This is a genomic window from Aliiroseovarius pelagivivens (assembly GCF_900302485.1).
Lineage (GTDB): Bacteria > Pseudomonadota > Alphaproteobacteria > Rhodobacterales > Rhodobacteraceae > Aliiroseovarius > Aliiroseovarius pelagivivens.
Genome location: NZ_OMOI01000001.1, coordinates 1089806 through 1112498 on the forward strand (window position 1 = coordinate 1089806; position 22693 = coordinate 1112498).

At 58.5% G+C, this 22693-nt stretch carries 24 protein-coding genes and 1 pseudogene; 23 read left to right on the top strand and 2 right to left on the bottom strand.

Annotated features, from left to right (window positions below; translation table 11 throughout):
- Position 1: 1 nt before the first annotated feature.
- Positions 2-625: a DUF3306 domain-containing protein gene (locus ALP8811_RS05360; protein WP_108856122.1), complete on the bottom strand. Its 624-nt coding sequence runs from the start codon at positions 623-625 to the stop codon at positions 2-4.
- A complete protein-coding gene (locus tag ALP8811_RS05365) occupies positions 622-1161 on the bottom strand; it encodes a DUF3305 domain-containing protein (RefSeq protein ID WP_108857444.1) in 540 nt (179 codons plus the stop codon). Before ALP8811_RS05365 ends, ALP8811_RS05360 begins: the two co-directional genes overlap by 4 nt.
- Before the next feature lie 354 nt (positions 1162-1515).
- On the opposite strand from ALP8811_RS05365, the gene ALP8811_RS05370 reads away from it, so the two are divergent.
- The 23 genes and pseudogenes from ALP8811_RS05370 (at position 1516) to ALP8811_RS05480 (ending at position 22572) form a co-directional block, all read left to right on the top strand.
- Entirely contained in the window at positions 1516-3462 is a 1947-nt protein-coding gene (locus tag ALP8811_RS05370; RefSeq protein ID WP_108857445.1) for a 4Fe-4S binding protein, read from the top strand.
- A gap of 14 nt (positions 3463-3476) precedes the next feature.
- Complete coding sequence (locus ALP8811_RS05375) at positions 3477-3671, top strand: DUF6494 family protein (protein ID WP_108856123.1); 195 nt, start codon at positions 3477-3479, stop codon at positions 3669-3671.
- Positions 3672-3674: 3 nt separating this feature from the next.
- Entirely contained in the window at positions 3675-4727 is a 1053-nt protein-coding gene (locus ALP8811_RS05380) for an Mrp/NBP35 family ATP-binding protein (protein ID WP_108856124.1), read from the top strand.
- The gene (locus ALP8811_RS05385) at positions 4724-5434 is read left to right on the top strand and encodes a biotin/lipoate--protein ligase family protein (RefSeq protein WP_108856125.1); all 711 of its coding nucleotides are present in this window, start codon (positions 4724-4726) and stop codon (positions 5432-5434) included. The genes ALP8811_RS05380 and ALP8811_RS05385 overlap by 4 nt, the downstream gene beginning before the upstream one ends.
- Positions 5434-5913 (top strand): DUF6505 family protein, encoded by a 480-nt coding sequence (locus tag ALP8811_RS05390; protein ID WP_108856126.1) that lies wholly within the window; start codon positions 5434-5436, stop codon positions 5911-5913. The genes ALP8811_RS05385 and ALP8811_RS05390 overlap by 1 nt, the downstream gene beginning before the upstream one ends.
- A gap of 175 nt (positions 5914-6088) precedes the next feature.
- A pseudogene (locus ALP8811_RS16425) lies at positions 6089-6316 on the top strand (IS6 family transposase); the annotation flags it as partial.
- 144 nt (positions 6317-6460) lie between these two features.
- Positions 6461-6913, top strand: coding sequence for a c-type cytochrome (locus tag ALP8811_RS05400; protein ID WP_108856127.1), 453 nt, complete (start codon positions 6461-6463; stop codon positions 6911-6913).
- 21 nt (positions 6914-6934) lie between these two features.
- On the top strand, positions 6935-8299 hold the full coding sequence (locus ALP8811_RS05405; protein ID WP_108856128.1) for a cbb3-type cytochrome c oxidase subunit I: 1365 nt from the start codon (positions 6935-6937) through the stop codon (positions 8297-8299).
- A 1-nt stretch (position 8300) separates the two neighbouring features.
- Positions 8301-9119, top strand: a complete 819-nt coding sequence (locus ALP8811_RS05410) for a CbbQ/NirQ/NorQ/GpvN family protein (RefSeq protein ID WP_108856129.1) — start codon at positions 8301-8303, stop codon at positions 9117-9119.
- A gap of 78 nt (positions 9120-9197) precedes the next feature.
- Positions 9198-11141, top strand: coding sequence for a nitric oxide reductase activation protein NorD (locus ALP8811_RS05415; protein ID WP_108856130.1), 1944 nt, complete (start codon positions 9198-9200; stop codon positions 11139-11141).
- On the top strand, positions 11138-11674 hold the full coding sequence (locus ALP8811_RS05420; protein ID WP_108856131.1) for a cytochrome c oxidase subunit 3: 537 nt from the start codon (positions 11138-11140) through the stop codon (positions 11672-11674). Before ALP8811_RS05415 ends, ALP8811_RS05420 begins: the two co-directional genes overlap by 4 nt.
- Entirely contained in the window at positions 11674-11937 is a 264-nt protein-coding gene (locus ALP8811_RS05425; RefSeq protein WP_108856132.1) for a hypothetical protein, read from the top strand. The genes ALP8811_RS05420 and ALP8811_RS05425 overlap by 1 nt, the downstream gene beginning before the upstream one ends.
- A gap of 75 nt (positions 11938-12012) precedes the next feature.
- Entirely contained in the window at positions 12013-12213 is a 201-nt protein-coding gene (locus ALP8811_RS05430; protein ID WP_108856133.1) for a hypothetical protein, read from the top strand.
- A complete protein-coding gene (locus tag ALP8811_RS05435) occupies positions 12210-12461 on the top strand; it encodes a hypothetical protein (protein WP_245924575.1) in 252 nt (83 codons plus the stop codon). Before ALP8811_RS05430 ends, ALP8811_RS05435 begins: the two co-directional genes overlap by 4 nt.
- A gap of 289 nt (positions 12462-12750) precedes the next feature.
- Positions 12751-13242, top strand: coding sequence for a hypothetical protein (locus ALP8811_RS05440; RefSeq protein ID WP_146183993.1), 492 nt, complete (start codon positions 12751-12753; stop codon positions 13240-13242).
- Between the two features lie 59 nt (positions 13243-13301).
- Positions 13302-15443: a 4Fe-4S binding protein gene (locus ALP8811_RS05445; RefSeq protein WP_370738900.1), complete on the top strand. Its 2142-nt coding sequence runs from the start codon at positions 13302-13304 to the stop codon at positions 15441-15443.
- The gene (gene nosZ / locus ALP8811_RS05450) at positions 15440-17353 is read left to right on the top strand and encodes a TAT-dependent nitrous-oxide reductase (protein WP_108856136.1); all 1914 of its coding nucleotides are present in this window, start codon (positions 15440-15442) and stop codon (positions 17351-17353) included. Before ALP8811_RS05445 ends, nosZ begins: the two co-directional genes overlap by 4 nt.
- 3 nt (positions 17354-17356) lie before the next feature.
- Positions 17357-18616: a nitrous oxide reductase family maturation protein NosD gene (locus ALP8811_RS05455; protein ID WP_108856137.1), complete on the top strand. Its 1260-nt coding sequence runs from the start codon at positions 17357-17359 to the stop codon at positions 18614-18616.
- Positions 18606-19502 carry an ABC transporter ATP-binding protein gene (locus ALP8811_RS05460; RefSeq protein ID WP_108856138.1) on the top strand — a complete coding sequence of 299 codons (897 nt, stop codon included), beginning with the start codon at positions 18606-18608 and terminating at the stop codon, positions 19500-19502. The genes ALP8811_RS05455 and ALP8811_RS05460 overlap by 11 nt, the downstream gene beginning before the upstream one ends.
- On the top strand, positions 19499-20320 hold the full coding sequence (locus ALP8811_RS05465) for an ABC transporter permease (protein WP_108856139.1): 822 nt from the start codon (positions 19499-19501) through the stop codon (positions 20318-20320). The genes ALP8811_RS05460 and ALP8811_RS05465 overlap by 4 nt, the downstream gene beginning before the upstream one ends.
- Entirely contained in the window at positions 20317-20835 is a 519-nt protein-coding gene (locus tag ALP8811_RS05470) for a nitrous oxide reductase accessory protein NosL (RefSeq protein WP_108856140.1), read from the top strand. The genes ALP8811_RS05465 and ALP8811_RS05470 overlap by 4 nt, the downstream gene beginning before the upstream one ends.
- Entirely contained in the window at positions 20832-21731 is a 900-nt protein-coding gene (locus tag ALP8811_RS05475) for an FAD:protein FMN transferase (RefSeq protein WP_108856141.1), read from the top strand. The genes ALP8811_RS05470 and ALP8811_RS05475 overlap by 4 nt, the downstream gene beginning before the upstream one ends.
- Before the next feature lie 193 nt (positions 21732-21924).
- Positions 21925-22572 carry a Crp/Fnr family transcriptional regulator gene (locus tag ALP8811_RS05480; protein WP_306418710.1) on the top strand — a complete coding sequence of 216 codons (648 nt, stop codon included), beginning with the start codon at positions 21925-21927 and terminating at the stop codon, positions 22570-22572.
- Positions 22573-22693: the final 121 nt, after the last annotated feature.

Sequence of the window (22693 nt, forward strand, 5' to 3'; positions counted from 1 at the left end):
GTCATCCGTGTGCCTCCGATTGTGGCACATCGAATGCGAAACGCATACGGCGTGAGGCGGTCGGCGCCATGTCTTCGGTCGGATCTGGATCAGAGAGGGTATAGTCAGGGACGTGATCAACAGGAGCGGGATCGTCGACTAGCTCCCTTGGCTGGTCGTCCTCGTCATCCGTCGAAGCCAGAAGGGGCTCTTCGGGTTCAGGAGCTTCTTCGGCGGTGGCCGCCGCCTCTGCTTGCCGCGCCATCTCGAGCACATGTTCGGTCATGCCCTTGCCAACCTGATAGGCGGTCTGCAGGTTCTCGATCACGCAAGCGGCATCGGTAAAATCTTCGCCGTAGTCAACCAACCCGTCGACATTGGCCAGAACAGGGTTCAACCGCCACAAACGGCGCAACGCACGGGTGCGGATGCGTGCGGGAACAGCGTCTGTCAGGAACACCTTGAAATCGTCACCTTCTTCCAAAGTGTCGGGGTCGGGCAGTTCCAGCTCGGCTAGAATGTCTTCGTCGGTGCGTTCGGCCAGCTCTGCCTCGCGCTCTTGTTGCGCTTCGGCGTCAGCAAGGCGTGCGGCGTCTTGCTCTTCCGCCAAAACTGCGGCTTTGCGGCGGGCCCAGAAGTCGCTCATTGAAGACGCTCCTTCTTGGCTTGTATCGGCGAGCGATAGACATCGGCCATCTGCGAGATCCGCGCGTCTCCGACGCCATCCTCGACCGCGCCAATGTCTTTCTTGTCGCGCTTGCGTTTCTTGAACACCTCTTCGCGATGATGTGTGTCGACGAAATCGCTGACCCAAGCCTGAATGGCGGGCGGCATGGCGATCTTTTCGATGATGTCTTCGCCGTTATCCGCATAGTCCTGCGCCTCGTAGGGCGAGGCCGTCAGCAACACGAGTTCAAGCGGGCGGGCGTCATCTTCAGTTTCGCGCATCACGGCGTAGAGGGAAGGGGACTGGGCGTTTAAGCCGTGCAGATAAGCTTCGGTATCAGCGCCATGTAACTCAAGCGTTGGAGTGGCTGCGTGATAGTCGGTTATCTCGCCCTCTTGGCGAAGTACCCGCCAATCCGCTTGCTTGGCACCGGGCAGCACATCGACAGCTTTCCACGTCCACGCAGCCCACCGGGTCACGCCCGGAGCGCGGCGCAAAACGACGCCAATTGGCATCGCGTCAAACCTGTTTGGATCGTGGATCACGTTCTGGATGTCCTCCCTTGCGACATCCTGCGCCATGCTTGGGCGCCCGCAAACGCCTATTTGCGGCCTTCGGGCCATTCGGGACAAATTGTCAACACGCCCACTGGCCGATCGGCGGTGCGGGTCGAAATGTCCAATCTGACAAAAACCATCGGATTATTGATGCTTGGTCTGATTGGCGAATCGTCGCGGAAAAATCGGACCCCAAGGCATGGGGGGTGCCGAATAAAACCGGTTTACGCCTGACTGAAATCATGGCTAGTTGATTGCCGGTCAACACCACTGAATGGGGTTGAATTGCAGGGTAATCCGATGGGGGGAAACTTGGATAAGACACTGATACTATGTGATTGTTCCGGGAGTCAGGCCATCGACGGCACAGCCCTGTCAAACGCAACAGGGGCCTCGGTCTCGAAGCTGCATTCAGCGCTGTGTACGGCGGAAATCGAACAGGTCGCAGCCGCCATTTCCGGGGGAGACGCAATTATTTGTTGCGCTCAGGAACACCGTCTTTTCGAAGCCCTGGCCGAAGAAATTGGAACCCCTGCACCCCCTGTTCTGGACCTGCGCGATAGGGCGGGTTGGTCCGAGGATCCGGCTTCGAAACTACCCAAAATGGCCGCGTTGGTGGCCGAAGCTGCATTGCCTGCCCCATCAGAGAAGGTGCTGGATGTGCGGTCCGAAGGGCTGTGTCTGATCATCGGGGCGGAACCCGTTGCGATCCCGGCTGCCGAGGCATTGAAGGATCATCTTGGGGTGACCGTTCTGCTGACGGACGGCGCGGATCTGCCGGTGACCCGAGCCTATGATGTGATCCGCGGACGCCTAAAATCTGCACAAGGCGCGCTGGGGCAGTTCAGCGTACAAATTGACGCGCTGGAACAATTGGATCCTGCCGGTCGTGGTGCCCCACGCCTGACCGCGCCGCGCGATGGTGGGCAGTCGGAATGTGACATCATTTTGGACCTAACTGGCGACATACCGCTGTTTCCGGCACCGGAAAAGCGCGAAGGGTATCTGCGTGCAGACCCCGCCCATGCGCCATCGATTTCCAAGGTCGTCATGCAGGCTTCGCATCTTGTCGGAACTTTCGAAAAGCCATTGTATATCAAAGCAGAACCTATGCTTTGTGCCCATTCGCGCGCCAGCCAACCGGGCTGTTCTCGTTGTCTGGATGCTTGCCCGACCGGGGCCATTCAGCCGAACGGAGACCACGTCATCATCGACCCGATGATTTGCGCTGGTTGTGGCGCGTGTTCGTCGCTGTGCCCATCGGGGGCGATTAGCTATGACGCGCCGCCGGTGGACCTTACAATGCGACGCGTCCAGACGCTGGCCCGGGCCTATCTGGAGGCGGGCGGCGAAGCGCCGCGCCTTTTGGTTGTGAACGATCACGGATCCGAGATGATCAGGCTGTCGGCGCGCTTTGGGCGCGGCTTGCCTGCTGATGTTATCCCGCTGGAACTGTCAGCACTTGCGGCTTTCGGTCATGCCGAGATGCTGGCCGCTGCCGCGGCAGGCTTTGCCGACGTAACACTTGTGTTGGCACCGGGCGTCGATGCCGACGTCATCACCTATGAGGCCGAACTGGCCCGCGCTTTGGGGGCAGGGGTCACGCTGTTGGACTCCAGTGATCCCGATGCGATGTCGGATGCGCTGTATGATGCTGACGCCCCTGCGCCGGTCGCCTCGCCGGTGCGCCCTGTGGGCAGCCGCCGTCAGGTTGCGCGTCAGGCCGCCATCGCGCTGAACCCCGGTGTGGAAGCTTTGTCACTGCCCGAAGGTGCACCTTATGGCGCGACGCTGATCGATACGGATGCCTGCACGCTGTGCCTGTCTTGTGTATCGCTTTGCCCCTCGGGTGCATTGGGAGACAATCCAGACATGCCGCAACTGCGCTTTCAGGAAGACGCCTGCTTGCAATGCGGGATCTGCGCATCCACCTGCCCGGAAAAGGCCATTACGCTTGCGCCTCAGATGAACCTGACCCCGGCGGCGCTGGATCAACAGGTGCTTCACGAAGAAGAGCCGTTTGCCTGTGTTGAATGCGGCGCGCTGTTCGGTGTGAAGTCCACCATTGAAAAGATCACCGAGAAGCTGGCAGGCAACCATGCGATGTTTGCCAACCCGGAAGCGGTGCGCATGATACAGATGTGTGATGACTGTCGCGTGAACGCGCAGTATCACGCCAAGAACAATCCGTTTGAAGGGGGCGAACGGCCCCGCCCGCGCACCACGGCAGACTATCTGTCCAAGCGGCGCGATCACTGAGATAGGAGACCTCCATGAGCGACGATTTCAACATGTCGATGCGCAAATTCCTGAAACAGGTTGGCGTAACTTCGCAACAAGCCATCGAAGAGGCCTTGCGCGACGCCCCCGAGACCGAGGGTAAAAGCTTCAAGGCGCGCGCGGTCATCACCATCGACGAGCTGGGCATGACCCACGAGGTCGAAGGCGACATCAAGGCACAGGAGTAACCCGTGACCCGAGAACAGGTTCTGGACGCGCTCAAGGGCGTGAACGATCCCGCTGGTGGTGACATCGTGTCTTCGGGCACGATGCGCGCGCTGAATGTGGATGGCAAAACAGTGCGGTTCGTGTTGGAAATAGATCCAGCGCGGGCCGAGGCCTATGAAGGTGTAAAGGCGCAAGCCGAGGCAGCTTTGACCGCCATCGGCGCCACAGCCAATATCGTCATGACCGCGCACAGCGCTCCTGCCGCTCCGCCCGACCTGAAACCGCAATCTGCCGCCGCCCCTAAGGGGCCGGAAAAGATCCCGGGCGTGGATCGCATTCTGGCTGTGGCCTCGGGCAAGGGTGGGGTCGGCAAGTCGACCGTATCCGCCAACTTGGCCTGTGCGCTGGCCGCTGAAGGGCGGCGCGTGGGGCTGTTGGACGCGGATGTCTACGGTCCATCGCAACCGCGTATGCTTGGCGTTTCGGGGCGGCCCTCCAGCCCAGATGGGAAGACCATTCTACCCTTGCGCAATCACGGTGTGACGATGATGTCGATCGGTCTTATGACCAATGATGATCAGGCCGTCGTCTGGCGCGGGCCGATGCTGATGGGCGCGCTACAACAGATGATGACGCAGGTCCAATGGGGTGCGTTGGACGTCTTGATCGTGGATCTGCCGCCGGGCACGGGTGACGTGCAGATGACGCTGGCGCAAAAGGCCCCGGTTGATGGCGCGATAATTGTCTCGACGCCTCAGGATGTGGCGCTTTTGGACGCGCGCAAGGGTATCGACATGTTCAATCAAATGAACGTGCCGATCCATGGTATGATCGAAAATATGTCGACCCATATCTGTTCGAATTGCGGCCACGAAGAGCACACTTTTGGCCATGGTGGCGTCGCCGCCGAGGCCGAAAAGCTGGGCGTGCCGCTCTTGGCCGAGATCCCGCTCGACCTGCAAATCCGTTTGGCCGCTGACGGAGGCGCGCCGATCGTGACAAGCCAGCCCGACAGTCCTCAGGCGGATGCCTTCCGTCAGGTCGCCCGCGCCCTGATCAACGGAGGCCATGCATGACCGACCCGCTGGTCTTTCCGCCTATGATGTCGGGCCACGCCGTCAGCGGTGTCAGCGATGCATTCGCCACCGCACAAGCCAAGGCTGCGATGGGCTGCGATGCCGGGTTGATCGTCTATAACCTTGGTGCAAACAGCTTGTCTGCGGCGTTGGTCTTTGCACCCGAAGTGCCCTTGTCACGCGCTATGTCCATGCTGCCCACCTGTGAGGTCGGGTTCCAGAACGCCCTTGGCGCGTTGGCACCTCCTGAGGTTGCAGTGCATTTGGAATGGGGCGGCGGCATCCGCGTGAATGGCGCACGGTGCGGCACGTTCCGCGTGGCGGCGTCGGACCCGAATGTCGACGAGGTGCCGGACTGGTTGGTCGTGGGGTTTACCCTGCCGCTTTGGCCCGAAAGTGACCGCCCCGGCGACACGCCGGACGCCACAGCACTCTATGCCGAAGGCTGCGTCGATGTAGAGGCGCCCCGCCTGCTGGAAGCCTGGGCGCGTCATACACTGAACTGGATCAACCGTTGGGAACAGGACGGACCGCGCTCGTTGCATGAAGAATGGCGCGGCTTGGCGTATGCGATGGGTGAAGAGGTCAGCCAGAACGGTTTGATTGGCACCTTCATGGGCGTTGATGAGAATTTCGGAATGCTTTTACGCGATGACGAAGGCACCACCCATCTTATTCCCCTGAGCAGCCTTCTGGAGACCCTCTAATGAAACTAGCCATTGCGACCCATCTGGATGACAGCGACACGCGCGTCTTTGCTAATCACGCCCGCACGGGGGAATGGTGCGTTTCAGGTGGGTTCGAGTTTTCGAACTGGGCCGAGGCGGATCTGGTGGGCAAGGCGCGTCAGGCGTTCTCGAACGGGTGGTTCGGCTTGGACACGGGTGGGCGTGTAACATTTGTTGCCGTCACCGCAGTAGAGGCGGTCGAGGTTGAACGGCTTACAAGCCAGCTGGCGCAGCATTTCGTGACATATTATGGCGCGCCGGACATCGATGCGGCTCGCCCCGTCGCGGCTGATGAAATCGCTCATATGGCCGACCTATGTGACGAACACGAAGACGGTACGCTTTTGACGGTTGCGCGCGAATTGACGGACGCAGGTGTTCGCGAAAGCTATCGCGCGATCCAGCCACAACAGGCCCAGTTGGATCAGTTCGCAGTGCACGGATCTTTGGACGAGTGATCTAACGATCTGTGTCAGCCAGTTTTGGCTTGCAACAACGACCTTCTGAGATCGTACTCCTTCGACAGACTGAACAGGAAAAAGCCTGCGGTGCGTCTTTGCCAGTGAAAACTATATTGGGTTCGGTCAGAAGAAACTAGCTTGAGGCAAGCAGGCGCTGACACAGCGTTCCGCCATGTCCAAACGCTCCCTTTCCGTAGCTTTAGAATCCAGTCCCGAGATCATCCGCTTGGCTGTTCTGTTGTACGTCAGATTTCAACTGTCGCTTCGAAAAGTAGAGGGTCTTCTGCACGAGCGTGGCGTTGATGTCAGCCATGAAGCGGTACGATACTGGTGGCGTCGGTTTGGTCCCCTGTTCGCAGCTGAGATTTGGAAGAAACGCGTGGAGCGATTGCGGTGCTGGCCTGACTAGCCCAGCTAAGGCGACCTCGAATTCGTCTGTCAGCCCCACCAATCTCATGAAAACCCAACCTCCTTAACATTTGTCAAGCGGTTGGCGGGGCCGCTCGGTTAACCAGACAATTGGATAACTGAGCTGGAGGCCGATATGCGAGAAGTCATGACTAAGACCATGGCACGTAACGTGTTCTATGGCGGATCGCTGTTCTTCATCGTGGTTTTTTTGCTCTTGTCGGCGCATTCGGTTCGCTATGTGGTGACCCAGTCGACGGCAAATGCACCACTGACGGACAGTGTCGCCCGTGGCAAACATGTGTGGGAAAAGAACGCCTGCATCAACTGCCACACATTGATGGGAGAAGGTGCTTACTTCGCCCCCGAACTGCAAAACGTAATGACCCGTTGGGGCGTGCAAGACGAACCTGAAGACGCTTTCGAAGTGTTGAAAGGTTGGATGGAAGCACAGCCAACCGGCATCGAAGGGCGTCGTCAGATGCCGAATTTCAACCTGAGCGACGAAGATATTCGCGATCTGGCGGAGTTTTTCCGTTGGGTGAATACGATCGACGCGCAGGGCTGGCCGCCGAACGAGGCGGGCTAAGGCCGGACGAGGAGACAAGACATGAAATACCAAACACAAAAAATTGCCTATTGGTACTTCCTGGCAGCAATGGCGATTTTCGCCGTGCAGGTGCTGGGTGGCCTTTTGGCAGGTTGGATCTATGTCAGCCCGAACTTCCTGTCCGAGCTGCTGCCGTTCAACATCGTTCGCATGCTGCACACAAACTCTTTGATTGTGTGGTTGCTTCTAGGGTTCTTTGGCGCGGCCTACTTCCTTGTACCGGAAGAAGCCGAGCGTGAGATCCATTCACCGCTGCTTGCCTACCTTCAGCTGATCATCCTTTTGGTCGGCACGTTGGGCGTGGTTGTAACTTACACGTTCGACCTGTTCCCCGGAAACTGGTTTCTGGGCAAAGAAGGTCGCGAGTTCATTGAACAACCCGTTTGGGTGAAGCTAGGCATCGTTGTTGCGGCGCTGATCTTCCTGTTCAACATCACGATGACGGTTCTGAAAGGTCGTAAGACTGCGATCACGAACGTGCTGCTTCTGGGCCTTTGGGGTCTGGTGCTGCTATTCCTGTTTGCCTTCTACAACCCATCGAACCTTGCGCTTGATAAAATGTTCTGGTGGTACATCGTCCACCTGTGGGTCGAAGGCACTTGGGAGCTGGTGATGGCATCCATTCTTGCCTATCTGCTTCTGAAACTGACCGGTGTGGACCGTGAGGTCATTGAAAAATGGCTCTATATCATCGTCGCGACCGCGCTGTTCTCGGGCATTCTGGGTACGGGCCACCACTATTACTGGATCGGTTTGCCGGGCTACTGGCAGTGGATCGGGTCGATCTTCTCATCGCTGGAAGTCATCCCGTTCTTCGCAATGATGAGCTTCAGCTTCGTCATGGTCTGGAAGGGCAAACGTGACCACCCGAACAAAGCAGCATTGCTTTGGGCATTGGGTGCCGCAACTGTCGCCTTCTTTGGTGCGGGTGTCTGGGGCTTCCTGCATACGCTGCACGGTGTGAACTACTACACCCACGGCACGCAGATCACGGCCGCCCACGGTCACTTGGCCTTCTTTGGTGCCTATGTGTCGGTGAACCTTGCGATCATCACCTATGCCATGCCGATCCTGACGGGCCGCGACCCGTACAATCAGGTTCTCAACATGGTAAGCTTCTGGCTGATGACCGGCGGTATGGCGTTCATGACATTCGTCCTGACTTTTGCCGGTACCATTCAGACCCATATGCAACGTGTGCTGGGCGAGAACTTCATGGAGATCCAAGAAGGTCTGCACCTGTTCTTCATCATGCGTTGGGGGTCGGGACTGTGTGTCGTCATTGGCGCTATCTTGTTCATCTACGCGCAATTGGCCCCACGTCGTGAAGTGATTGCGCGCGGTGCTGAAAGCGAAGGTGCCTGATATGGCTGCCGCTGAAAAAACCGCAGATAAAAACATGGGGGGGGCTCGGGCCCCCTTCTACGCGCCCGTTTCTGACGAATGCGATATCTTCGAAGCCGCTGAACGCCATGGGCTGCCGCTGCTTTTGAAAGGCCCGACCGGTTGCGGTAAGACCCGCTTTGTCTCGCATATGGCGGTCCGTCTTGGGCGCCCTCTTTATACTGTCGCTTGCCACGATGACCTGTCCGCAGCTGACCTTGTCGGTCGCTATCTTCTGAAGGGCGGCGAAACGGTTTGGGTGGATGGTCCTTTGACGCGCGCTGTGCGCGAAGGCGCGATTTGTTATCTGGACGAAGTGGTCGAAGCCCGCAAGGACGTTACCGTTGTTCTGCACCCGTTGACCGACGATCGTCGCATCCTGCCGCTCGACAAGACCGGCGAAGAGATCGAGGCCGCTCCCGGCTTCATGCTCGTCGCATCATATAACCCTGGGTATCAGAACATCCTGAAGACACTGAAACCCTCAACCCGCCAGCGTTTTCTTTCGATCGATTTCGATTTCCCTACCCACGACCGCGAGATTGAGATTGTGACACGTGAAAGCGGGCTGGATGTCAGCCGGACAACGTCCCTTGTTCGGCTGGCAAACAAACTGCGCGGCCTGAAAGGGCAAGATCTGGAAGAGGGCGTCTCTACACGTCTTGTGATCTATTGCGCCACGCTGATCGAGGACGGCATGTCCGTTGATCGTGCAATCCGCGCGGCGATGATCGAGCCTCTGTCTGACGATGAAGACGTCAAGCGGGGTCTTATGGACCTTGTCACCGCGATCTATGGCTAACGCTTTGTTGCGACCGGCCAACGGGTCGGTCGCAAACGCATTCAACTCTGGACGCTAGCCCGATACCCGAGGTTCCCCATGTCCGAACGTGTTTTCGACCCCTTTGAGCCCGAAGAAACCGTTGGCAAAATCTGGCACAAGTACGCCAGCGGCCTTGATGCGCGCAGCACCCATGACGAAACCGCTGTGTCGCTCGAAGAAATCTCGGGCCGTCTGGGCGTCTTCTTCCGAGGGCTTGGCGGGTCTCATGCAGCCGAGATCAAGCCGGCGACGCTGCAAGTCTCAAACCACCGACTTTCCTTCCGCCGTGCCTTGGGCACGTGGCGCGAACGCGAAGCGCGTCCCAGTTTTGATGGCGAAGCTCTGCGCTTGCCTGAAACGATCGCCGAGTTCCCAGCGCGCGAAGCCAATGCAGCGCTCTACTTTTGGTTGGTCGCATCGGTGGCGCATGCGCCCGAACCTGTTATCGATCAAGACCCATTGCGCGCTGATTTGCGCGCGCTGCAGGCGTCGATCGCAATGACGCAGACAACGTTGAAGGACTGCCCCGGCCTGCGCGGGTTCTATGAAACCCTTGTCGGGGCCTGTCGGGAAACCCGGCCTGACGCGATGCTGCCGAAATATGAAGCGGCAATTGAGGGTGCGATTGACCATCTGCTGGGTGGCCCGGAACCCAAGGGCACGCTTGATCGCGCGTTCGTGGCGCTGATCCGTCAGCCAGATGCGGATATGGATCATCTGCGCGCGCCAAACGGCTATCGACCGTTTCGCCCGGTGCCGATGTGGCCTGACTTGCGCCCGATGGCCAAGCGCGCCGCGGCAGACCGTCTGCCGGAAAGCGAAGAACAAGGGCAGGGGCCGGGGGACGAGGCCCAGGGCACCAAGGCGGCACGCCGCTCTGACAGTGATTTGGCTGAACGGCGCGACAGCCTGATCCTGCACAAGTTCGAGGCGATTTTCAGTTGGGTTGAAAGCCTAAACATGAACCGTCGGGTCGAAGATGATGACGAAGACAACGCCCGCCGTGCCGCCGAAGATCAGGACGAGCTGGCGCTGGGGCAATTGTCCAAAAAGACTGCCACGCGATTGAAGTTCCACCTAGATTTGTCTCCGGAAGATGCGGAACGGGAACGTTTATCCGGCAAGTTTCTCTATCCAGAATGGGATCACCGGAAAGGTGCCCATATTCCTGCCCATGCACGCGTTCTGGCGAGCGTAGCAGATGAGGTTGAGGCGCTGGAACACGATCCCGCCACCGAACGCCGCATCCGCGCGGTGAAACGCCAGTTCGAGGCCTTGCGCCCCAAACGCGTGATCCTGCCACGCCAGATGGACGGCGATGAACTGGACCTTGAGGCCGCCATCGCCGCTCAGGTCGAATTGAAAGCCACGGGCCGGTCCAGCGACCGCGTTTATCGCGCTGCCCGTGTGATGGAGCGGGATTTGGCGATTTCGGTCCTGATGGATATCTCGCGATCAACAGAAGCCTCGATCGGTGATCGCAATGTTATTGATGTCGAGCGCGAGGCTCTGACCGCTTTGTCGTGGGGACTGAACGCTTGTGGGGATGACTTCGCAATCCATGCGTTTTCGTCCCTGAAACGCGACCGTGTGTATGTTCAAGAATGCAAAGGCTTCGACGAAAAGATGGGCCCACGTGTTGAAGCACGGATCGGTGGGCTGACCCCTGCATTCTATACACGGCTCGGCGCCGCCATGCGCCACGCGACGGCAGAGCTGGACGACCGTCCAAACACGCGCCGTTTGCTGTTGGTCATCACCGACGGCAAGCCCAATGATTTGGACCACTACGAAGGACGGCACGGGATTGAAGACAGCCGCATGGCTGTACGCGAAGCCCGCCGAAAAGGGCATGCGGTGCATGGCGTTGTAGTTGATCAGAAAGGGCAGGGCTGGGTGCAACGTATCTTTGGAACAGATGGGTTTTCGATCGTGCCAGACCCCACAAAACTGACGGCTGCTCTGCCTGAGATCTATCGCCAGATTACGGGTGGCGCATGAGCGATCAGGCTTCTGTTCTGGACGAGCTTCCCGGCGATCTGATGATCTGGGTTCTGATCGTTTCGGAGCTTTTGGTGTTCGGCGCGGGGCTTTTGGCCTTTCTGGGGATGCGGGCGATGGATCCGGTGGGTTTTGCGGCTGACCAAGCCGCGCTTAACCGCGTGGCGGGAGGCGTGAACACGATCGTTCTGGTTTCCAGCGGATATTGCGCCGCGCGCGCAGTGCAGTCTGCACGTCCCATGCGGGCATGGCTGTCCGGCGCGATGGCGCTTGGCCTCGTTTTCCTGATCGTCAAATGGATCGAGTATGCTGAGAAAGCGCGCCACGGGATCGGGATCGAGACCAGCGATTTCTTCACATTCTACTATCTTCTGACCGGTTTTCACGCCCTGCACGTCGTAGCGGGGCTGGTGATCTTTGCGCTGTTGATGCGTTGGGATACGCCACGCAATCTGGAGGCGGGCGCCGCCTTCTGGCACATGGTTGATTTGGTTTGGGTGCTGCTGTTTCCGATCATCTATCTGGTGCACTGATGACAACATCGATCCTAACCCGCGCCCTTATCCTGCTGATTAGCCTAAGCTTTGTCACCACCGTCTTCGCGGGTGTCTTGCCCGAAGCCGGTCCCGTCTTTGTCCTGACCGTCCTTGTACTGTCCGGCCTGAAGGCCCGAGTGATCCTGTCAGATTATCTGGGCCTGCGTGCGGCCCCCAGCTTTCAGGGCGGATTCACGGCGTTTCTGGTCGGGTTTCTGGGGGTGGCTGCGCTGATCTATGCGCTTCCGCTGGCGATGTAGAGTGCTTGATGTTGGTCAAGGCCTAGGCCCGCTTGGCTTGTTACCCGTGGGGTCGAACTTGACAGGAGTTTCATCATGAACGCTTTGAAAATTGCAGTTTGGATCATGGTCGTCGCATCCCCCGCGATGGCACATCACGACAAAACCCCGCTGCGCGAAGCTGTTGTTGACGGGCACACCCACGATGTCGGAGGCGCGACCTTTTGGCTGGCCGGTGCGGCGGTCGCAATGATCATTGCGCTGATCGCTGTGCAGAAATCGGTGTTTCGCAAGTGACGGATGAATTGCCAGACAGATCGGGTCGTTGGCCAGTCTGGCTGCTGGCCGTTGTGCTTTACCCACTTGCGGCAGGCGCGGCGGCCGTAAACTTGTTTTTCCTGACCCTCATGACCCAAGCCATCGGGCTTAGCGCGCTGACACCGGTGCAATCCATCATCGGAGGTGTGGTGCTTGGCGTACCTTTTGCGTGGATCGCCGGGAAATGGATGCGCGGATTGATCGACAAGGCGGAAGACGAAGCCTGACGGGCTTCGTGCCGTCTTCCTGCTGCCCGTCTTGTGCGGCTTTGAGGTCGCCATTTTGGCCGCCGCACCGGGCAGGCCTTCGATCGGAAGGCCAGCAGAAATCTGACCGATAATCACAACAATCATGAAGACGACCAGCGTCGTTTCGGGATGAGCTTGGCGTTCCCAGTCAAGGTCGATCGCGTCATTGGCACGACAATATGCTGAACAGCGATACGGTTGACTTTCGTCAAGGAGACGCCCTCGGACTCACCGCATTGTTCCGTGGAACCATCAACAGGGGCCATGGATGTATTTCCGCAGCCAAAGGATTGAAAAGACTATGTCAGGTGACCGAAAGGGTCGTCTGTCTTTTCGTGCATTCCTGTCACTGTTGGGGGTTATGGCGCTGGTGTTGCAGCCGTTTACCGCTTCACTCAGTCACGCCAGCAACATGACTTGGATTGAGATTTGCGCAGAGGACGATGGCGCGTATGTGCAGGTCGATCTGAGCGGCGGTGAAGCAGATCCAGAGAACGACCGAAAATGCTGTGAGGACTGCACCAACTGCGGAATCTGCGCATCTTCGATGACGGGTATCTCTCACGAACAGGACGGACGGTGCTTTGACCGGTCCGGATTGACTCAATCAACTATTATGCACACCCAAACTGTTGGTCTGGACCAAGAACGAGCTTGGCCCGAAACCCGTGGACCTCCAGCCGCGAAAACTGAAAAACCGAATTGCGCCGCGCGTGGCGCATTCACAGCAACCCCTCATCTTAAAGGAGGTGCGCTGTGATCATAAAGCGCGCAATCTACTCTTGGCTCTGTGCCCTTGTCCTGATCCTGTCCGGGGTCATGACCGATACGGCGAAGGCGGACAGCCTTGCCAAATTCCTGCCAGACCTGACACCTGCTGAATTGGCCCCCGGCGCTGATGCGTTTGGACCGATCCGCGAGGACGTGCCCGTTGCCCCGATCCTGAAGGGCGGCGAGGTGATCGCCTATGCCTTCCTGACCTCAGACTACGTGGGCACGACGGGGTATTCTGGCAAACCCATTCACGTCGTTGCTGCTATTGATCCCGATGCTGTTCTGACCGGTGTCAAGCTGGTGGAGCACTCGGAACCCATTGTTCTGATCGGCATTCCCAACTCGAAAATGGTAAAGCTGACCGAAGGCTATGCCGGGTTGGACCTGAAAGCCGAGGCCGCGTCTGGCGGCGATGCCCACGACCTTGATATTATCTCGGGCGCGACCGTCACCATCATGGTGATTGATGACAGCCTTGTACGCGGCGGCATCAAAGTGGCACGTGCGCTGGGGCTGGGAGGGTTGTCGCCCCGCCAGGCAGAAGGCCCAAAACGCGAGATTGATCTGACGAACGAGGCCATCTCGGACTGGACGACCTTGTCTGGCGACGGATCGGTGCGTCGATTGACGCTCGACATTGGCCAGATCAACGCCGCGTTCGAGGCCACCGGCGACCCGAAAGCCATCGCACGCCCCGAGCGTGGTGCGCCCGAGGACACGTTCATCGACATGCACATGGCGGTGGTGTCCGTTCCTTCGATCGGCAAATCGCTGCTGGGCGAGGCCGAATATGCGAACCTGATTGAATGGTTGGACGAGGGCGAGCATGCGATCCTTCTGCTGGGCCGTGGCGCTTACAGCTTCAAGGGATCTGGGTATGTGCGCGGTGGTATCTTTGACCGTATCCAGTTGATCCAAGGCGATAACTCGGTCCGCTTCTTTGATAAACAGCAACGCCGGTTGGGCGATCTGGCGACTACAGACAGCCCCAGCTTTGCCGAGCTTGACCTGTTCAAAATCCCCGCCGAAGCCGAGTTCAATCCCGCAGAGCCGTTTCGCCTGCAATTGCTGGCACAGCGCTCGATCGGTGCCCTTGAACGGGCCTTCCTGACCTTCGACCTGGGCTATAAATTGCCCGAGCGTTTCCTGATGCCGGTTGCCGCCGTCGCGCCCATTGTTGATGACGCGGAAGCCGAAGCCGCTGCCAAATCTGCGCTGTGGAAACGCATCTGGAAAGACAAAACGGTCGAGATTGGCATCCTTGGCGCAATGCTTCTGGTCCTGACCGGCGCGTTCTTCTTTCAGTTCCATGCAACCCGCAATGCGCGCGCCTTCTATTGGTTCCGCATCGGGTATCTGACCTTCACGCTGGTCTTCCTTGGCTGGTACGCGAACGCGCAATTGTCCATCGTAAACCTGATGGCGCTGGCTGGCAGCCTGCGGTCTGGCTTCACATGGGATGCCTTCTTGATGGACCCACTGGTCTTCATCCAATGGTTTGCCGTGGCTGCCGCCCTGATCTTCTGGGGCCGGGGTGCCTATTGTGGCTGGCTGTGCCCCTTCGGTGCGTTGCAGGAGCTTCTGAACAAAGCCGCACGAGCGCTGAAAATTCCGCAATGGACCCTGCCTTGGGGCCTGCATGAGCGCCTGTGGCCGGTCAAATACATGATCTTCTTCGGACTTTTCGGGCTGTCCATGGTCTCGATCCCACTGGCCGAAACTTATGCCGAGGTCGAGCCCTTCAAGACCGCGATCATCCTGAAGTTCGTGCGCGAATGGCCCTTCGTGGTCTTTGCCGTCCTGCTTTTGATCGCTGGACTGTTCGTCGAGCGCTTCTATTGCCGCTACCTTTGCCCACTGGGCGGAGCCCTGGCGATCCCTGCGCGCATCCGCATGTTTGACTGGCTCAAGCGCTATCACGATTGCGGCCATCCCTGTCAGACCTGCCGCAACGAATGCCCCGTTCAGGCCATTCACCCGACGGGCGAAATCAATCCTAACGAATGTGTCGACTGCCTGCATTGTCAGGTTCTGTATCAGTCGGCCGACAAATGTCCGGTGGTCATCCGCACGCTTAAGCGGCGGGCCAAGACCGGCGTGGCGGACCTGAATATTCCGTCAAAGAAACCACCGGCGAACCATCCTAACGCCAAAAGAACGACAGTTCCTAAGGAGGAAACACAATGACTGACACGAATGACAAACTCTCGATGACCCGCCGGGGCATGCTGGGGGCCACCGCTACGGGCGCGGTCTTCGCCGGTACCGGACTGGGCGCTACACTGATGACCGCGAAGGAGGCAAGTGCCGCCGCGAATGCAAGCCTGGAACCGGGCGAGCTGGACGACTACTATGGCTTCTGGTCTTCGGGCCAAACCGGCGAGCTGCGCATTCTGGGCGTACCGTCCATGCGTGAATTTATGCGTGTGCCTGTTTTCAACCGTTGCTCGGCAACTGGTTGGGGTCAGACGAATGAATCGCTGAAAATTCTGACCGAAGGTCTTCTGCCTGAAACCAAGCAGTACCTCGCGTCAAACAACAAAGTCACCTATGACAACGGCGATTTGCACCACCCACACATGTCCTTCACAGACGGCACTTATGACGGTCGCTATCTGTTCATGAATGACAAAGCCAACACGCGTGTGGCTCGTGTACGTTGTGACGTGATGAAATGCGACAAGATCATCGAGATCCCGAACGCAATGGACATTCACGGCCTGCGTCCGCAGAAATTCCCGCGCACAGGCTATGTCTTCGCCAACGGCGAGCACGAAGCACCGCTGGTCAACGACGGCAAAATCCTGGACGAACCAGAGCAGTACGTGAACATCTTCACCGCCATTGATGGCGACGAGATGAAAGTGGCGTGGCAGGTGATCGTTTCGGGCAACCTTGATAACACCGATTGTGACTATCAGGGCAAATACGCCTTCTCGACCTCGTACAACTCGGAAATGGGGATGACCCTGCCCGAGATGACCGAGAACGAGCTGGACCACGTTGTAGTGTTCAACCTGAAGGAAATCGAGAAAGCGATTGAAAGCGGCGACTATCAGGAACTGAACGGCGTGAAAGTTGTGGATGGCCGCAAAGGTCAGAACAAAAACTACACCCGCTACATTCCGATCCCGAACTCGCCACACGGCGTAAACGCTGCCCCTGACAAACAGCACATCATGATCAATGGTAAACTGTCGCCCACTGTTTCGGTGATCGACGTAACCAAACTGGATGATGTCTTTGCAGGTGCGGACGAGCGTTCGTGCATCGTGGCCGAGCCCGAACTGGGTCTTGGACCGCTACACACTGCGTTTGATAACCGCGGCAATGCCTACACCACGCTGTTCTTGGACAGCCAGGTTGTGAAGTGGGACATCGCCAAGGCGATCCAAGCTTATGCTGGCGACGACGTTGATCCGATCGTTGACAAAGTGGACGTGCACTATCAGCCGGGCCACAACTCGACCTCGATGGGTGAAACTGCGGATGCTGATGGCCAGTGGCTGATTTCGATGAACAAGTTCTCGAAAGACCGCTTCCTGAATGTTGGACCTCTGAAGCCAGAGAACGAGCAGCTGATTGATATCTCGGGTGACAAGATGAAAGTGGTCCATGACGGTCCGACTTTCGCCGAGCCGCACGATTCAATCATCGTTCGCCGCGACATCGTGAACCCGGTCAACGTTTGGGATCGTAACGATGTGACATGGGAAGACGCCCGTAAACAAGCCGAAGCCGATGGCGTCAACTTGGAAGACGGACATGACGAGATCATCCGTGACAAGGACGATCCCACCAAAGTCCGCGTCTACATGTACTCGGTCGCGCCGACCTTCTCGATGGAGAAGTTCACTGTGAAGCAGGGTGACGAAGTTACGGTTTACGTGACCAACCTTGATGACGTGGACGACGTGACCCACGGGTTCTGCATGGCCAACTTTGGTGTCGCCATGGAAGTCGCACCGCAGGCAACCGCGTCCGTGACGTTCGTTGCTGACCGTCCGGGTGTTCACTGGTTCTATTGCCAGTGGTTCTGCCATGCGCTCCACATGGAGATGCGCGGCCGGATGTTCGTAGAACCCCGCGAGGCGTAAGACATGCGGTGGCTCCTGACACTTGGACTGATCCTATCTGCCTTCCCATCGCAGGCGGCGGATTGGGATGTGCCCAACAGGGCAGGGGCCATTGCTGAAACACTGGCTCGGGCCGCAGAAGGCGACACGCTTCGCCTGCGGCCCGGGACCTACTTTGAAAATGTCGTTCTGGACAAACCCGTGACGCTTGATGGCGGCGGCAGGGCCACGATTGATGGGCAGGGCAACGGCAGTGTGATCACCGTGACCGGTGACAACGTGACCGTTGAAGGGCTGACCGTGATCGGGTCCGGGTCTGAACATGACGGCATCGACAGCGGCATTCAGCTTCTGAAAACCGCCGACGCCCCGATCATTCGCAACAACGTGCTTCTGGGCAACCTTTACGGAATCGATGTTCACGGCGCGGATGATGCGCTGGTCTCAAACAACAGGATTGAAGGGCGCCAAGATCGCCGCATGAATGCGCGTGGCAATGGGATTTACGTCTGGAACGCGCCCGGCGCGATTGTCGAAGGCAACGAAGTCCGTTGGGGCCGCGATGGTATTTTCGTCAACTCGTCGAAGAAGAACATCTTCCGTAACAACACGTTCCGCGACCTGCGTTTCGCCGTGCACTATATGTATGCAGACAACACCGAAGTGTCGGGGAATGTTTCAATAGGCAACCACCTTGGCTATGCGGTCATGTTCTCGACCCGCGTGAAGGTGGCCGACAATGTCTCGATCAACGATCGAGATCACGGGGTCATGCTGAACTATGCCAACCGCAGCGTGATCACCGGAAACTATGTGAAGAACGCGACTGAAAAATGCACGTTCCTTTACAACTCGAACAAAAATGACTTCTCGGGCAACTGGTTTCAGGGCTGCGGGATTGGCATTCACTTCACTGCCGGGTCCGATGACAACCGGATCGTTGGCAACAGCTTCATCGGCAATCGCACGCAGGTGAAATACGTGTCGACCAAATGGGTCGAATGGTCCGAGGACGGGCAGGGCAACCACTGGTCCGACTTCGCCGCGTTTGACGTGGACGGAGACGGCGTGGCCGACGCGCCCTATCGCCCCAATGACAGCATGGATCACGTGCTGTGGACCCAACCTGCCGCAAAAATGCTTCTTGGCTCGCCGGCTGTTCAGCTGGTGCGCTGGTCTCAATCCGCTTTCCCCGCGCTACTACCGGGCGGGGTGGTGGATTCTCACCCACTTATGCAGGCTCCGAAACCGCCTGCGATCGCAAAGGTGCCCCATGACGGATAACGCACTGACTATTGAAAACGTCCGGAAAGATCGCGGCAAAGCGACCGTTCTGGATGATGTTTCCCTGACCGTAAACCCCGGCGAGCGCGTGGCGCTTCTGGGTCACAACGGGGCCGGGAAATCGACCCTGATCAAAACAATTCTGGGCCTGACACCCCTCACGTCTGGCCGGGTAAGCATCGACGGTGCGCGACCCGGTTCGGCGCGGGCCCGACGGTTGACCGCCTACCTTCCCGAAGCGGTCAGCTTCCATCCTGCCCTGACTGGTCGTGAGCAATTGACGCTGTTTGCCCGGCTTGATGGGCAGGGTGCGGATATTCCTGGCCTGCTGGATCGCGTTGGTCTGGGCGATGCCATGGACCGCCGGATTGGCGCCTATTCCAAAGGGATGCGCCAACGTCTGGGGCTGGCTCAAGTGCTTTTGGGCCAGCCAAAAGTGGCGTTGCTGGATGAACCGACAAGCGGTCTTGATCCGATCTCGCGGCAAGATCTTTATGCGATCATCGACGAGCTGGCCGCACAGGGCAGCGCCGTTCTGATCGCCAGCCATGCCCTGACCGAGGTCGAGGCGCGCACTGACCGCATCGCCATTCTGCGCAAGGGTGTGAAAGTGGCCGATGACACGCTAGAGGCTCTTTCAACCCAAGCTGGTCTGCCAACCAAATTGCGCATCCGCGCGACCGGCACCCATGCCGATCAAATCGCCGAGACGATGGGCGGTACGCGTATCAACGGCGCCTCGGTCGAGGTCCTCTGCGCCCCTGACCAAAAGATGGCTCGGTTACGTGACGTGGCCGCGATGGGTGACGCTGTGGCTGACATTGAAATGACACCGCCGAGGCTTGAAGACCTCTATCGCTACTACGCCAAGGAGGGGATACAATGACCCGTTTCCTGTCCATCGCTGCAACCGAGATGCTGATCCTACGCCGCAATCGGTGGCTTTTGATGGCGACCATCGTGATGGTGCTTTTCGCGCTGGCGCTGACCTTTGCAGGCAGCGCCCCAACGGGCACGCTGGGCGTTGATATGCTGACCATCTCGGTCACGTCGATGACGACGCTGTCCGTTTACCTTGCGCCTCTTCTGGCGCTGATGATCAGTTTTGATGCCATCGCTGGCGAAGCTGAACGCGGCAGCCTGTCGCTGCTTTTATCCTATCCTGCCGGGCGCGGTGAAATCTTGCTGGGCAAGTTCGCAGCGCATCTGGCAGCCTTGGGTTTTGCCATGACGGTTGGCTTCGGATCGGCTGGCGCGATTGCCGCTTGGTCCGGTGGGGCAGGGGCTGACAGTCTGATCGCTCTGGCCCGTCTGATCGCCACCTCGATCCTGCTGGGCGCGGTGTTCCTTGGGCTTGGTTACCTCGTCTCCGCCCTGTCGCGCAGCGCGACCGCTGCTGCTGGCCTGTCGGCAGGCCTGTGGTTGGTGTTCGTCGTACTTTATGACCTTGGTCTTCTGGGCGCGGTGGTGATGGACGGCGGCGGAAACTTCACCCGCTCGATTTTCCCGTGGCTGATGGTGGCCAACCCGGCGGATGCGTTCCGGGTTTGGAACATCGCAGCCTCTGACGGCGTTGCGCTGGCGTCTGGCATGGCCGGCGCTGCACAGACCTTGCCCGCCTGGGCCGCGCCTGCATCATTGGTCGTCTGGCCAGTGATTGCCTTCCTTCTGGCCCGCGCCGCATTCAAGAGGGTTGAGCCATGAAGCGCCTGATCCTTCTCGCGGCTCTGACGCTGGCTGCCTGCAATGAAGACGAGGCGAAAGCGCCTCCTCCACCTGCCGATCTGACCGAACAAGCGCTGAGCTATTTCTGTCAGATGAACATCGCGGAGCATGGCGGACCCAAGGGGCAAATCCACTTGGAGGGCCATCCCGCCCCGCTGTTTTTCGCACAGGTGCGCGACCTTATGGCATATCTGAAAAGCCCCGAGCGGGACGCCGAGATCACGGCTGTCTATGTCAGCGATATGGGGGCGGCCCCAAGTTGGTCGGAACCGGGCATTTCGAACTGGATCCCCGTTGGCGAGGCCAGCTTCGTGGTCGGAGCTCCGGTTGCAGGCGGTATGGGTGCCCCCGAAATCGTGCCCTTCGTGAATCCTGAAGCTGCCACCGCGTTTGTTGAAACCTATGGCGGCGAGGTTTTGCTGCTGGATGCAATCCCTGACGATGCCGTTTTGGCCCCTGTCGACCTTTCGCTCACCTTGGAGACCCCATCATGACACGCTTTGATCGCCGTCGGTTCTTGACCATCACAGCAGCTGCCATGGCGCTGCCGGGCGCGGCTGCGGCCGCTTCGGTTGCGCGCTGGACTGGGCGGGCGTTGGGCGGGCCTGTATCGATGCAATTGGCTGGCTTGAACGATGCCGAGGCGCAGCCAATTTTTGCTGCGGTTGAGGCCGAATTGACGCGACTAGAGGCGATCTTCAGCCTGTACCAAGACTCGTCAGAGCTTGTCCGCTTGAACCGGGATGGGCAGTTGTCAGCGCCTTCGCCCGAGCTTCTGTCCGTCCTTAGCCTGTGCAGCGCACTGCACTCTGCAAGCGACGGCGCATTTGATCCCAGCATTCAGCCGTTGTGGCGCGCCATTGCGCTGAACAAAGAAGCAGACGAGGTTTCGCGTGCCAAGCAAGCAGTCGGCTGGTTGCGTGTACGCTTTGACACAAGCAAGGTTCGCCTTCCTGATGAAGGGGCGTTGACCCTGAACGGCATTGCGCAAGGTGCGATAACAGATGCCGTTGTCGACCTTCTGAAAAGCCATGGCCTTCAAAATGTACTGGTCGACATGGGTGAAATTGCAGCTGTCGGAAACGGCCCAAACGGCCCTTGGAACATTGGCGTGGCATTGCCCGATGGCACGCTCGTGCACCGGTTAACCGCGCAAGACCGGGCCGTTGCAACGTCTGTCCCTAATGCGATGACCATCGGGTCGGAACACTGTCATATCCTGACCCCAACAGGTGCACGCGCCCGCGCTAAGATCGCCTCGGTTTCCGCGCCTCGTGCTGTTCTTGCCGACGGGCTGTCCACCGCGCTTTGTCTTGTGCCCGCTGATCGGTCTGCTGGCATTATTCAGGCCTTTAACGGGGCCCGTTTGGAGTATCTTGAGCAGGCCTAGACCAACGCTCAATTAGCTCTTGTGGGGCCAGCCGAAAGTGGTCTAACGGACTATTGCACCAGCCTGACGTTCTGTTTTGGCTGGTTGCAATGCTGTCGTGGAACGGCGTATCCATAAATATCTCAAGCTTGGGGAGCTAGAAATGCAGCCAGAGCATAAGGCGGTGGCGCATCAGTCTTTGCTGTTACGCAGTATGCCGGCGGATGACGCCGAGGCATTGCTCTCGCGCGCCAGCGTGACGAAGTACGACCGCGGTCAGACAGTCTTTTTGCAGGGTGAACGGGCGACCGCTATCTTCATCGTTGTCGATGGCTGGGCAAAGCTTTATCGCATTGCGCCAAGCGGCGCCGAAGCTGTCGTGGGCGTGTTTACCAAAGGACGCAGTTTTGGCGAAGCACTGGCCTTTCAGGGCGATGTCTATCCAGTGTCATCTGAAGCTGTGACGCAATGCACGCTCTTGCGGATTGATGCCGAGGATTATCTTCGTCGCATCCGGGAAACACCCGAAACCGCAATTTCACTGTTGTCGGCAACTTTTGTGCACTTGCACAATCTCGTTTCTCAGATTGAAGCTCTGAAAGCCCGCACCGGTGCTCAGAGGGTCGCCGAGTTTCTTTGTGAGCTTGCCGAGTGCAAGACAGGCGCATGCGAAGTCGTGCTTCCCTACGACAAGATCCTGATCGCGGGACGTCTTGGTATGAAGCCCGAAAGCCTTAGCCGCGCTTTTGCCCGGCTGAAAGACGAGGGGGTTCAGGTCAAGCAGAACCGCGCCAAAATTGATGATATCGATCATCTTCGTATCTATTGTGAAGAAGATCCCGCACAGGCGTGGATGCGATAAGCTTCCAGCCTGGTGAGGCGATAGCAAGTCTTGCAAGATAGATCCCGATAGACCGCAGCGTATCAAGAGAAACGAAAAGAGCCTTGAAATACTTCAAGGCTCTTCCCGTTCGTTCATCCCG